Raw genomic sequence first — 13,881 nt, 5'->3', positions numbered from 1 at the left:
TTTTAGTGTTATCATTTTTAATATTTGTATATTATTCCAGCAGGCTTTGCCTAAAATATTGGAAGCTAAAGGAATATTATAGTTAATACTAACAGGAATTTATGTACAAATACAAGTTTTATATTTGTACGAAATTTAGGTTATTAATCATTTCACTTTTTTCAAAGCTAAGCTTTAGTTCATGAATTAAATTTTTAAATCCTTCAAAAGCCATAAGTTCAAATTTATCATCAACATCAATATTTGAATTAAACACCTTATAAATAAGCTCTGCCATATAGTCTTTCTTACTTTCCATCTGCTGGTGCAATATTTTAAACCACTCTTCCCCAGAGCAGCTGTCTTTTTCATACTCTAAAAGACCTTTAACCATTTTTCTAATAAGTTCTGAGCTGCTAAGAGCTATCTCATAATTTAAAGCCGCAGGGATATTAAACTCATTAAATATATCAACCATATATGGAGAGTAATCTTCTTTATTATTTATGTAAATAGCAATGTCTTTTGGATTCACTCCACCCATAAGCTTTTCTTTTATATCTCTTGCAGTTTCCCTGATTTCCGTCTTTATACAAGGATAAGCTTTTATATTAAGTCCTTCTACATTACAAGATAATCTTTCACCTGAATAAAATTTATTTCCTAATTCCTTAAAGTCATCTTTTATATCATAAAGTTCCCCATCTTCACTTACTATTTCAAAGCCCATTTTTTCAAAGGGACTTTTTATTTCCTCCCCTAAGAAATCCTCCATAAAAGAATTTACATAAGGACAATTTACATATATATTTACATTACTGCTCCCCGCTATTTCTTCTATAAGCTCTATACTTATGTTTTCTATATCTGTAAAACCATCTATTATAATGGAGTCATATTTATTTATTTTCTTAAAATTGCGAGCTAATCTAATGCCTTCTAATGGAATATCATTTCTATCATAAATATTATTTTCTTTTAAATTTTTATTGTAGCTTGTATATATTAAAAACAAATCTTCCATTTTAGCTTTTAAAACTTCATCTTCTATGTTTTCCTTAACTTTTAAAAACTTTTCTTCATCTATACAATTTCTTTTTAAGCTTCTAATTAGTGCTGCAATTTCACTATGAAAACCTTTTTTATTGTACAATTTCTCATAATATTTAAGTTTTTCTGTTTCCTTAAGCTTGCTGCAAATTTCAGAAATAATTACCTTCACCACAGGCTCAAATATAACTCTATCCTGTGGAATTTCTTCCTTTACTATATCCATTTCTAAATCATCGAAAACGATTACTCTAGAGCCTAAAAGTCCACATCCTTCATTTAACAGCTTTCTCCTTACTTCTTTTATAACAGCACTGGAAGGCATTATGTAAAGAAATTTTTTCCCTTGTTTTTGAATTCTAATACACATATCTATAAGTTTTTCTCTTTGCTTTGAAAAAAGCTTCTCCATGTAAATTTTTCTTTCCATGATTAAATCTCCCTATTTTTTATTAGGTTTTATTTGTAATTATATTTGTATCAATTTTAGCATACACAATATTTCTATAAAGATTTATATTTTACTGGCAGAGATTTAGCACCTAAATTCCATTCCGCCTTCAATTGATGAAAGATATTATTTTCAATATTCTATCTTTTATGCATTATATTCCACAAGATTTCTACTGATGTAAATTTATCTGTTGTTTTTATTATGCAAATTTTTTCTACATAATTTCCAATAAAAATCAGAATCTATTAATTCTACTGTAAATATTCATAAGGCTTTATAATTCAAAGGACTATCGTCCTAAAAATTTTTTAAGTGCTAAACTTCTGAAAACATAGACATCCCAACAAAAATAGTTGGTGGAGACTAAACAAATATTAGCATGAAAAGAAGACGAGGGAAAGGGAGTAATCCCTTTCCTTTAGTCGATTATGTATCAAAAGAATATAAAAAAGCTATCTCCAAATTTGCCTAAGTTAAATAATTTCGTCTTAAAATTTATTCATATCACTAATAACAATCATACTATTTACCAAAAAATTTATCATATTCTTGGTCCATCTCTTTTACTAATTCTAATTCAGAAACTGACTCCGATTTAGTTTTCATCATATCATCGATTAAATCAAATCCAGTATTCGCATATTTTTCTGCAAATTCATATACATTATCTATATTTTTTATTGCATCAAAATTCTCTTTATCTTCCATCTTGTATATAAATGCTGAATAAAAAAAGGCATCATGCTTTATTTTTATATATTCATCACGAATAAACGTTTCTTTCTGTTTTACTTCCGTTGGTGTAGTATCCATTCCTAATGCCATAGCAAATAAGAACAAATCTATTCTGCTTGTATTCGGATTATTTAATCCTAAGAATTTATTTTTATCAATCCTATCTACAATTTCTTTTTTTGCTGCACCTCTATGCAAAAATTTAATTCCATTATCTTTATTATCCATTTTTATTCCTCCACATTTAACGTAGTGACTTTTTCATCTTTAGTTACCAATTCTACAAAAGAGCTCCTAATAGGTTCAAATACATTTTGAATCTCTTTTGAATATTCAGAATTAGTGAATGTTATTATTATTTGTTTGTTCATTGATACATTCTTTAATACCTGAGCAAAATTAGCCCTATTGTCCTCGTCAATTCTACCTACAGGCGTATCTATAAACAACATAGAATCGTAACCTGAAACCTTTTGTAATGCTAATGTAAAGGATAGTGCTAATAAAGCTCTTTCTCCAGCACTACACGTACCTATTGATGGAAATTCATCGTTATCAAATAGCTCCAAATTATACATTTCATCCAATTCAATATGGCTAAATGATTCCTTTTTCCACTCTAACTCCTCAAATAACTTCATTATTTCACATCTCATTTTCTCTCTTACTTCGTCCATCATTTCTGTTTCTATTGCAGTAATAATCCCCTTTGATCTCATTGCAAAATCTATTTTTCTATTAAGATCATTAAACTCATTTATTGCCTCCATATCATCTTTTATCTTATTCTCAATATTCTTTAATTCTTTTTTCATTTCTCCAAATTGGACTTCTAATGTTACAAGTCTAGTTCTATTTACCTTCACTAAATTAGTATTATCAATTCTTTTTTGGTGCATATTTCTTATCTTTTCTTTGTTAGAAAAACGTTTTAAATAACTATCTAATTTATTAAGTTTTTCTTCAATTTTTTCAATTTGAACCTCTATAGATTTGCTTCTACCAAACAATTTGTCCCTTTTTACTATATAATCTTTAGTTTCATCTATTCTATCTTCCAATTCGCCCTTGATCTTTGTTAATATTTGAATTGGCTCCGATGATAATGATAATTTTTCTAACAAGTTTTTAACTGATTTTTCATCATGTTGACCTAAATCTCTATCACACACAAAGCACTTATGTTCCTTTAACATTCTCTTTAAATAATCTTTATCTATTGATGGTGGAAAGGCTCCTTCAATTTCTTTTTTACATATTTTATCATATACATCCTTAATCGCAGGATAGAATGAAAATAATGTTTTATATCGTATAATAAATTTACGTATTTCAGCATCTACCTCTTCTTTTTCTGCAATCTTGTTTGCTAAGTCTTCCTGTAGATCTTCAAATTCTTTTTCTTTTTCTGGAACACCATCTTTACCTTTCAAGAAATCATTACACTCTTTAATTACACTCTCAGAAACTATAATTTGCTTTTTTAATTCCTTGATAGTATCCTCCATATTCTCAGTTTTGTTTTTTAAATCATTTTTTTGTTTAACTTCAACATTTATATTTTTATTTTTTTTACCTGCCTCAGAATTTAATTCATTCACAACTTTTTCCAACCGATCCTTCATTGATGTCAAAAGTTTAACCTGTGAAATGACATGGATAGCTTGTTTAATTTCTTCGCCTTGCTCATTTAGAACGTATTTTTCTAATTGCTCTCCATCAAAGAAAAAATAATTTCTAATACCATAGGGTAAATACCTATTAACATAGTTATTTGCAGTTTCATCATCTGTAAACACATTTGCTTCACCTTGACCTTGTATGCAACTGACACTAAAAGACGGCTTATATTCAAAACCATGTCCATTAGTTCCATACTCTTGCTTTCTTTCAAAAACAATAGAATTGCTATTTTCAGATAATGCTACCCTAACTATTATTTCACATTTTTCAATTCCGTCAGCTTTAGCTTTATTTAAAACTAAAGTATTTAATCTAGGTTTGCCTGAATTTTCTTTTCCTAAATGAGGTTCTTCATTATATAAACACCACGTTATAGCATTAAGCAAGTTGGTTTTACCCATACCATTTTTTCCCTTAATTATATGTAAATCATAACCCTTCTTTTTTCCAAATTCATATCTTACATTTATATACTGTCTATAGTTTATTATTTCTATATAATCAATCCTCATTAGCTTTAGCCTCCTCAGTAGCCTTTTCTAATTGATCTCTATAAAATTTGGTATATCTTCCAATGCCTTTGTTTTCTGCTTGTAAGATATTAATTATAAATTTCTGCATCCTCTTATCATCGTTTGTTTTAGTGACAATTTTATTTAATATTTTTCTATTTAACCCCATTTATATCACTCCAATACTGAATTAATTAATTCCAATGCTTCCGCATTATTTAAGGCATTAGTTGAAATATCAACTAAACGATTTCTTTCTTTACTAATAACTAATCTTTCAAATTGAACTAATTCCTTAATTCCTATTCTATTTATACTTGGTCTTATAGAAATATCATAAATGTTTGCTCTAGTTTTCCCTGGAGCCCACCTTATTACCCTCCCTATTCTTTGAACATATTCACGTGGATTAGTACTACTTGCCATCAATATTGCTGTACTAGCACTTGGTATATCAATACCTTCATCTAAGCATTTTATTGCTACCAATACCTTATAATAACCTGTTTTAAACTTATCAATGATATCCATCCGTTCTGTTTTTCCGCCATACTTAATATCTGGAATTGTTTTTTCATTTTGTGTCAATCTATGGGCTACAATTTTTTTTCTACCTAATATTCTTAAAACTTCGTCAATTTGTTCATCTGAAACAAAAATGATAGTATCTTTAACATCATTCATTAAATTAATTATTTTTTCCAGCTCTTCATACTTAGCATTAGCATTCTTCACAATATTAGCTCTCTTATATAAAATATTTTCCAGCCTTTTCTCATATTCAATAGATTCTTTAGCATATTTTTTCATTTTAATTACATCACTAGATAACTTTTTATATTCTTCAATTTCTTGATCATCCAAATCAACAAAGCTTAATTTATAGTAATAATTAACTAAGAAAGTCTCATTAGTTAATGGATTTATCTTAGTTAAAGCATCCGCAATTGAAAATTCAAACAAATCATTTCCAAAATATTTTTCCAGCACCGTAGTTCCACTTTCATCAAACCACCTACTTGGAGTTGCACTAAGTCCAATTCTATAATTATATCTATCTAGCAATCCTCTTCTATATACTACAGACCCAAGTCCATGAGCTTCATCTCCAATAAATAATATCTTTTGCCTATCACTGCACATATTTATGCTTTCTATAAACTCACTTTTAGAACAAGTTCTATGTGTTGTATACACTATTACGCTAGTGTAATAATTAATCTCACTTTTTAAAATAAGCTCTTTTAAATTACTTTTCCATTTAGTATTGGTTCCATCAATAACATATGACTTCTCTATGCCTAAATTTAACTTATCAATTTCCTCTTTCCACTGCATAGATAAAGTTCCTTGTGGACAGGAAACAATGATCAACACCTTATCTTCATCATTTAAAACATCTGCAATACATCCTATTGCCGTTCTCGTTTTACCTGTTCCTGTCGCCATTTGAAATAATAACTTGCGATTGTTTTTTTCCCATTTTTTGATTGCTTCCTTTTGATAATTAAATAAGTTCAACTTTTCCTGACTCTCGTTATATCTCCTATTTTTGTTGTATTGTTTTGCAGTTATTTTTTCGATTTCAAAATTGTCCGCATACTCTATTAACCTTTTTTTTACTGTAATAGGTAAATTATACATTTTAACGTTTTTTCTATTTGAATTCCAAAAGTCATGAAATTTCTTAATATCAGAATTTATATATTCTTTTTGCTCTGTTTTCCACGATTTAAACACCTTAAATTCTTCTATATTTTTAAGCCATCCAGATGCAGTTTCATTTATAGATCCGCTAAAAGAAATTTCATTTCCTTCTTCATCACACAAGATTCCTACCTTTTGATGAAAAATCGCATCATTTCCCGTACATAGTTTTCCATTTTCATATACAAAGGCAATTTTAATTTCTAACAATTGCTTAGCTACTAACCATCCTAATGCATTTACATGTTGTTGCTCAAATACGTCTTCACATATTTGTAACTCATTTAATAAATTATCTTCTAAATATTTTTCAGGATTTTCAGTCGCCAAATAAATCGCATTAACATCATTTTGATTTATCTTAGGGCATGCAATTATTCTCATCTTTCCACCATTTTTGATCAAGCCCACAATTCCTTTAGCTGATATAGCTAAACATGAAGACGAAAAAAATCCAGCTATACGGTCATAACTAACTGCATTTTCTAAAACAGGCACATAGAATTCCTGAATAAGATCATCTTGGCCTGTTTCATAGCTGGACTTAATATCAATATTATTAAAGCTCAAAATATATCACACCTTCTACATTAAATCATAAAATATCTCGTATTATATATAGTGCTTCTTTCTAAGATCAATTTTACCATATTTAGGACATTAGATCTTCTTCTTTTTTGAGTTTTTTTAGATAAAATTTTAAAATCTCTGTCGATGGTATCAATTTTCTTATCTTCCACAAATCTATTTTGAACAATTGGTATTCTTAAGCACAACTTTATTGCTATATCTTCCTGCTCTTTCCTAGAAAGTTTACTATAAAGTTCTCCCATTTTAGTTATTCTTATATCTGAGCGTATTCCATTTTTAGTAATGTGAACTAGGTCTAATAAGCATGCTAGCTTAGTATGATTTTCTCCATATTTTTTTAAAGCACTATCTGATTTTTTATCTGGCCTATCCTTTCTTTCCAAATAGTATCCTATATTTTCAAACCCAATAGTTTCTTTCTTAAATTGCATTAAAATATTAACTAAGCTATAAAACGCATCCTCAATATTACTATATTGAGGAATATTATTTGCAGATACAGGCTCTCTATTTTTAGCATCAATTAGACATTCTATTATCTGATCTACTGAATTTCTTTTGATAACATCTAACACATATCTTGCAGCATCATAGCCATCAAAATTACATTCTGCATTAGGATAATCAAGACATAGAAGATCTATTTCTTTTGTAAAATACAATTTTAAAAATTCTTTATCCTTGTTGCTACCTATAAACCTTTCCCAGCAACTACCACTTGTCTTACAATACTTACATTGTGGCTTATTTGCATATTTTCTTCCATAACCATATTGTACCTTGTATATATTCTCATTTTCAAATTTTAGATCAAAATATTTACCTGCAATATCGGGAAATTCTCTTTCAAAATCGATCATTGTCTGGTATGCAGCACAATTTGAATCTTGGTTCTTTTTATACTCTTGATTAGCTATGCAAAACTCCCTAAATGATTTTTTTTTGAAGAACTGCGGTTGATTACACCATCTAGCTAATTCCACATACATACTTCTAAATTTACTTGCTTTGTAATCCTCATAACGCATAATATATGGTATGCTTCCATATTTCATTAAAATATTTATTCTTGCAAATACATTTGCTATATCCTTCTCATCTTGTGAATCATATCCACTTAGCACATACATTTTGCATACCCTTGAAGAATACCGTTTCCATAATTGTACCTTCTCGGATATCAACTCCCTATCTTCAACATGATCAAACGCAAATATAAAATCTCCCTGATAGTGCACTAAGTTAAATACTTTAGCTTTTTCGTCAGTCATGAGCCTTAAATCAATTCCCTGTCTAAATTGAAACTGCCGGCCGGTTTCTTGAAGCTCTGTAATAACCTCTCGCCACTGTGGATATGCCAAAATATTATCATCCCACAAATATATATATGGTCTAGTTTCATCTAAAAATTCACTCACTGATGAATGGCGCTCTACATGATCATATTTTTTGTTAACACAAAACGAACATTTCCTAAAGCACCCCCTAGTAGTAAATCCAATAGAATATTCTAAGTAATCCGCAAAATTAGTCCTACTTCTCCCTTTGTCTATTTCTTCTTCAACATATTCCTTATACAAATCATAATAAGGCATATGATGCTCTATCTCATCAGGCAAATTTTCACCACCATCTTCAAAAAATCCTGTACCTCCAATATGTACGTTGTCCAAGCCCAAAATCCATTCTGGTACCTTCGTAAATGTAAATACCTTTGACATATAGATTACATCGTACTCTTTTACTTCACTATAAGATTTATACACTAATTTTACTTCATTTCCTTTATCCTTATAATATCCTGCAATTTTCATTAAAGCGAGATTGGGATGTCTAGTTCCATTATCCATTAAATCTGCATCTATTATTCCTATCTTCATCTTTTTTCTCCATTATTTATTTATCGAACATTTTTTCGATCAATAAATATTATACTATTATTTCAAAATGTATTCAAGACCAGTAACTAGATACATTTACTCTTATATTTACAGTTACTGCAATCTTCACATGTATAAAAGGATATAACTGTAAAATTCCATTAGAAGAAAGAGTAAAAAGTCTTGAAACTTCAAAGCTGTTCAACATACTTCGCAAAGAGAATCTTGAAAGAATTGTAAGTGAAGAAGGCTGCGAGTTAAGAATGAATAGAAGTATCCAAGCCGAAGGTTCTTTTGCAGAGATAAAACAGGATATGGGATTTCGTAGATATCTAAGTAAAGGTAAAAAGAATATTTTGGTGGAAAATATTCTTTTAGCGATGGCACATAATATAAATAAGCTCCATAATAAAATTCAGTCAGCCAGAACAGGGACACATCTTTTTCAACTTAAAAAGAGTGCTTAATTTTAAAATTTTAAAGATTCCCTAAATAAAAAAAGTCTTAATATCGAGGGCTTATTAAACTGCATCATTTTTTAGTTATCAAGCTTATTTTGCTTTAAATCATCATATAAATTTCTATAAAATGTTAAAAAAACGCTGTCGCATTAACATAAATTTTTATGCTAATGCGACAGCCCCTTTTTTATTTCATTTTTATATAGCAGTCTTTCTCATAAAAGCTTATACCGTACCTTATAATATTTTTATAGCCTTCGCTTTTAAGTTCCATATCATAACCTTTATTTTCAATTTGATCTAATGCGTCCTCTGCTCTTTTTTCTAAATCATCAATGCTTTTGGCTATTTTAAATTCGATAACTATTGCTACTCCCCTTTTAGACACAGATTTTATAAATAAGTCACTGCGTCCCGTTCCACCTTCTCTGTTGGATTTTACAATATAATCATGCATATTAGCTAAAGCTCCTACAACAAAGCCATGATAAAAATTTTCATAAGCATCATTGAAACTTATAGTCTCCATAAGCAATCTTCCTAATTCTTCTTCAAAAATTTCAGGCTCTCCATTTATTATGCCATTATATAGTTTACTTAAATCTTTTGCTTTTACCTTATCTTCGAACCACTTTAAGACTTTAGTTCTAAAAATATATTTAACTTCTCTATTTGGTATACTCAATTCTAAATAACGTTTATCTTCATTATCCATTCTTTCGCTTACTTTTTTCAAATATCCAGTAAAAAACATGAAGTTCCATAAGTTATCCATGCTATCATAAATTTCATCATAGGTTATATCTTCATGAATAGGTTTTTCTATAGTTTTGCCCTCAACTAATAATTCTATCTCCTGCTTAGTTTTAGAGTCTGACCTTTCTATTAAGCTTTTAACTATACTGTTGGAACTGGTATTTGCCCAATAGGAGGATGGAAATGCGTTTTTATTTTTATACAAATCCTTCACAAATTTTACAACACTCCAGGGATTATATACCTCAGCATTACCAAAAATATATCCATTGTACCACTCCTTAGTTAATTCTTCCTTTTCACTAAGTCCATAGTCTTCTAGAATTTTACTCACTTCCTCTTGAGTAAATCCAAAATACTCATCATAATATTCACTCAATATGGATATAATTTCTAAATTATTTAGTCCTGTAAAAATAATCTCCTTTGAAATCCTTAGACAGCCTGTTACCACTGCAAATTCTAAGGAAACATTTGTTTTTAATGCGGATTCAAAAAGAGACCTTATAAATTTAATCATCCTATCATAAAATCCTTCAAAGAATGCATTTTCAAGAGGCACATCATATTCATCTATAAGTATTATTACTTTCTTATCATAATATTTTTCTAAACACTGTGATAAAAATTTTAGTGCTGTTATATAAAGTTCTTCACCAAACTCTTTTCTTTCTATTCTTTCATATTCTTCTTTTTCTTTGCTTAATTTATCACTTTTTAAAATGTAATCATGACGCCTAAATTCATCTACAAGTTCATCCTTAATACACTTTAGTGCTAATTCAAAGGTTGGCTGCTTTGTAGATTTTAATGAAATGTTTATTACAGGATATTTCCCCATATGTGATAAGTATTTTTCTCCTGCTTTCATTATATTTAAATTCTCAAATAAATAAGAATTGTCTTTTTCACTATTTTCAAAGAAATACTGCAGCATACTCATATTTAAAGTTTTTCCAAACCTTCTTGGCCTTGTAAACAAATTTACAGAAGCTTTGCTATCTATTAAATCTTTGATAAGTAATGTTTTATCAACATAATAATAATCTCTAGTTATTAGCATTTCAAAATTATCTATACCTATTGGTAATGGTTTAAAATTCACATTATCACTTCCATATCTACAATCATTTTCAAAAAACAAAAAACAATTTCTTACTTTATTATATCCTACAACTCAGCCTATTTAAACAAATACTCACATAAAAAGAACTATAAACAGATTTATTGCAAATCCACTTAAATATATGACTATGTCTACATCACTATTTTCTGAAGCTTCCTCTGTTGCTTGTGAAGCAAAAATATATGCAAATTTTATATTATATTTATCCTTCATATTTAATATAAAAATTGTATAGCAATTTTACATAAATCACTATACAATTTAAATATATTTATTCACCCCGTCTACCATATAAATAGTAAGCTAACTTAAATAACTTTTCTAAACTTACCCAATGTAAAAATATAAAACATCCCATAAATTACAATGAAAGTCGCAACACTTACAGCTGTAGGCAATAATAAATTGCAATCCATTAACCTGCTCAATATCACTATACCAAATGAACTGTGAATTACACCTACAAGCAAAGGCAAGATGAAATATACTGCTGTTTGTTTTGAAATAGTACTTTTTAGTTCTCTTTCCGTCATTCCAATTTTCAATAAAATTTTATATTTTTCCTTGTCCATATAGGCTTCACTTAAAATTTTAAAATGAATAATGCTTCCTGTAGCTACTACAAAAACAAGTGCTAAAAAACATCCCATAAAGAAAATAACTCCATAAGCTTCATACCCAGATCTATATTTTTGAGCATAGGAATATAAGTTATTGTCTAAAACTCTTATAGTTCTTAGCTTTGCAGATAAATCTAATGTATTTTTCTGATCATTTACTATAATCCCATAAAATTTGCTTTCCTTAAAATTGCTCTTTATTATTTCATAATCTTTATCATTTACTACTAAACAAGGATCATTTATTATTCCACCAAATAAAGGTGTTTTTAAATCCATTTTTACATTATACTTTAAATTGCTAATCTCAATGTTTTTTATTTTACTTGCTTGTACAAGGGTTTTAGGTCTTTGTACATAAATTACCTCACCACTTTTAAGTTCTGATTTTTGTAAAATTCCTTCTGCATCTTTAACCTTTAAATCTTTTGTTATCTTTTTAAAGTCAGAAGCTTTAACTACCATAAATTCATCTTCTGAAAGGTTTTTATCAATTTTGAACTTATTTACAAAAATAAAATTGACTTTTTCCTTTAATAAAATATTGTGATTTGCTGAAGTAATATACTTATTAACTTTAGGTTCAATTTCATCTCCTGTGTTGCCATCTAATATATAAGTAAAAGAATAAGGAAGATCCAATTCTATTTTTGTATTATATTTAATTGAAGCTGCTGTTCCTAAGGCTGTAATTGCTGATGCAATCAAAATAGCAATAGTTGCAAGGGTTTTGTAATTTCCTTTAATTCTAAAAACAATATTGGATATGCTTACAATGTTTGTACCATTATATAAAATTTGTTTTTTATCTAAAATATATCTCATTATCATTGAAAAGAAAGAACCAAAAAGCCAGTAAGTTGCAAAAATAATCATTATAGTTATAATAGGAACGCTGCCAATTACCGCTAATTTGGGCAAGCTTATGCACATACCATATGCTATTAAAATTATTATGATTGAAGCTGCTGCTTTAAACTTACTTAACTTAGGAAGTCCTTCCTGCCTTCTTGAAGCATTAAATAAATCTATTAATTTACTTCTTACTATATTAAAATAACCTAAAACTGAAATTATAAAAAATATAATTAAAAATGTAATAATTGTTTCAATAAGCGCATGTACTGATACAAAAAAGTTTATTTTTACATCTAAAAAAGCAACTTTGCATAAAAGCATTATAAATAGTTTTGAAAATAATATTCCAATAAAACTGCCAATGACTATAGATAGAAGTCCTTGTAAAAATCCTTCTAAGGCATAAATTAATCCTATTTTATAATTATCAATGCCCATAAAAGCATAAATTCCTATTTCTTTTTTCTTTTGCTTTAGAAAAAAGGAATTTGAATACCAAATGAAAAATACTAAAAATACAAGAAGCAGTACTGCTGTTGAAGTTGATGCAGATCTAACAATATTCATAATTTCATTAATTTGAACAATTTGTGGATTATCATTTAAAGCTATAAAATTATAATAAACTGCCACAGAAAAAATCATTGCCATAAGGTTTAAAGCATAAGTTTTTATATTATGTTTAAAATTATTGTAGGCTATACTAAAGGAGTTCATTAACTGCACCTCCCAAAGCGGCCAGCATTTCAATTATTCTTTGAAAAAATTCCTTTCTTGATTCATTTTTATCAATTCTGGCATGAATTTTTCCATCTTTTATAAATAATATTCTCTTGCAGTAACTTGCTGCAAAAACATCATGGGTTACCATTATTACTGTTTTATTGAACTTTTCATTCATGCTGCTCAAGCATTGAAGTAGTTCTGCAGAGGACTTGGAGTCTAAAGCTCCTGTAGGTTCATCTGCAAATATTACGGAAGGCTCTGTTATTAAAGCCCTTGCTGCTGCTGTTCTCTGCTTTTGCCCTCCTGAAAGCTCATATGGATAATTTTTCAAGTGCCTATCAATTCCAAAAAACTCACTTAATTGTTTAACCTTATTTTGTATTTCTTTATGATTTACCTTAGATAATGCTAAAGGCAGAGCTATATTGTCTTCTACAGTCATAGTATCCAGCAAATTAAAATCTTGAAAAATAAAACCTATCTTATCCCTTCTAAATAATGACAGCTCTTTATTTTTTAATTTGGTTATATCCTTACCATTAAATATAATATTCCCCGTAGTTGGTACATCTATAGTTGAAAGTAAATTTAACAAAGTAGTTTTACCTGCTCCAGAGGGACCCATAATCCCTAAGAATTCACCCTCCTCCACCTTAAGATTAATACCATGAAGTGCTGTAAAAGCCACTGCTTTTGAACCATATATTTTCCCTAAATCCTTAGTTTCTATTACTATACTCATT

11 protein-coding genes are annotated in these 13,881 nt (G+C 28.6%); 1 reads left to right on the top strand and 10 read right to left on the bottom strand.

The genetic code is table 11. The annotated features are described in order from the left end of the window. Positions 1 to 118: 118 nt before the first annotated feature. The 6 genes from DMR38_RS07310 to DMR38_RS21735 form a co-directional block, all read right to left on the bottom strand. Entirely contained in the window at positions 119 to 1,459 is a 1,341-nt protein-coding gene (locus DMR38_RS07310) for a UvrD-helicase domain-containing protein (RefSeq protein WP_127720669.1), read from the bottom strand. A gap of 546 nt (positions 1,460 to 2,005) precedes the next feature. Next, a complete protein-coding gene (locus tag DMR38_RS07305) occupies positions 2,006 to 2,446 on the bottom strand; it encodes a hypothetical protein (RefSeq protein WP_127720668.1) in 441 nt (146 codons plus the stop codon). A 2-nt stretch (positions 2,447 to 2,448) separates the two neighbouring features. Beyond that, positions 2,449 to 4,413, bottom strand: coding sequence for a hypothetical protein (locus tag DMR38_RS07300; protein ID WP_127720667.1), 1,965 nt, complete (start codon positions 4,411 to 4,413; stop codon positions 2,449 to 2,451). Beyond that, positions 4,403 to 4,582 carry a hypothetical protein gene (locus DMR38_RS07295; RefSeq protein ID WP_127720666.1) on the bottom strand — a complete coding sequence of 60 codons (180 nt, stop codon included), beginning with the start codon at positions 4,580 to 4,582 and terminating at the stop codon, positions 4,403 to 4,405. The genes DMR38_RS07300 and DMR38_RS07295 overlap by 11 nt, the downstream gene beginning before the upstream one ends. Before the next feature lie 5 nt (positions 4,583 to 4,587). Then, the gene (locus tag DMR38_RS07290; protein WP_127720665.1) at positions 4,588 to 6,690 is read right to left on the bottom strand and encodes a DEAD/DEAH box helicase family protein; all 2,103 of its coding nucleotides are present in this window, start codon (positions 6,688 to 6,690) and stop codon (positions 4,588 to 4,590) included. A gap of 20 nt (positions 6,691 to 6,710) precedes the next feature. After that, a complete protein-coding gene (locus tag DMR38_RS21735; protein WP_175412939.1) occupies positions 6,711 to 8,591 on the bottom strand; it encodes a hypothetical protein in 1,881 nt (626 codons plus the stop codon). A gap of 104 nt (positions 8,592 to 8,695) precedes the next feature. On the opposite strand from DMR38_RS21735, the gene DMR38_RS07280 reads away from it, so the two are divergent. Further along, complete coding sequence (locus DMR38_RS07280) at positions 8,696 to 9,058, top strand: transposase (protein ID WP_347562548.1); 363 nt, start codon at positions 8,696 to 8,698, stop codon at positions 9,056 to 9,058. Between the two features lie 181 nt (positions 9,059 to 9,239). Here DMR38_RS07280 and DMR38_RS07275 read toward each other — a convergent pair whose 3' ends face one another. The 4 genes from DMR38_RS07275 to DMR38_RS07260 all read right to left on the bottom strand — a co-directional run bounded on the left by DMR38_RS07275 (position 9,240) and on the right by DMR38_RS07260 (position 13,880). Continuing rightward, the gene (locus DMR38_RS07275; RefSeq protein WP_127720664.1) at positions 9,240 to 10,913 is read right to left on the bottom strand and encodes an AAA family ATPase; all 1,674 of its coding nucleotides are present in this window, start codon (positions 10,911 to 10,913) and stop codon (positions 9,240 to 9,242) included. 93 nt (positions 10,914 to 11,006) lie between these two features. Then, entirely contained in the window at positions 11,007 to 11,147 is a 141-nt protein-coding gene (locus DMR38_RS07270; RefSeq protein WP_243124477.1) for a nucleotidyltransferase domain-containing protein, read from the bottom strand. Positions 11,148 to 11,242: 95 nt separating this feature from the next. Beyond that, entirely contained in the window at positions 11,243 to 13,129 is a 1,887-nt protein-coding gene (locus DMR38_RS07265) for an FtsX-like permease family protein (RefSeq protein ID WP_137440567.1), read from the bottom strand. After that, positions 13,116 to 13,880 (bottom strand): ABC transporter ATP-binding protein, encoded by a 765-nt coding sequence (locus tag DMR38_RS07260; RefSeq protein WP_127720663.1) that lies wholly within the window; start codon positions 13,878 to 13,880, stop codon positions 13,116 to 13,118. Before DMR38_RS07260 ends, DMR38_RS07265 begins: the two co-directional genes overlap by 14 nt. Position 13,881 lies beyond the last annotated feature (1 nt).

Origin of the sequence: Clostridium sp. AWRP (assembly GCF_004006395.2) — a bacterium.
GTDB lineage: Bacteria > Bacillota > Clostridia > Clostridiales > Clostridiaceae > Clostridium_B.
Note: the sequence above shows the minus strand (reverse complement) of the source record. Positions and strands in the feature narration are given on the sequence as shown.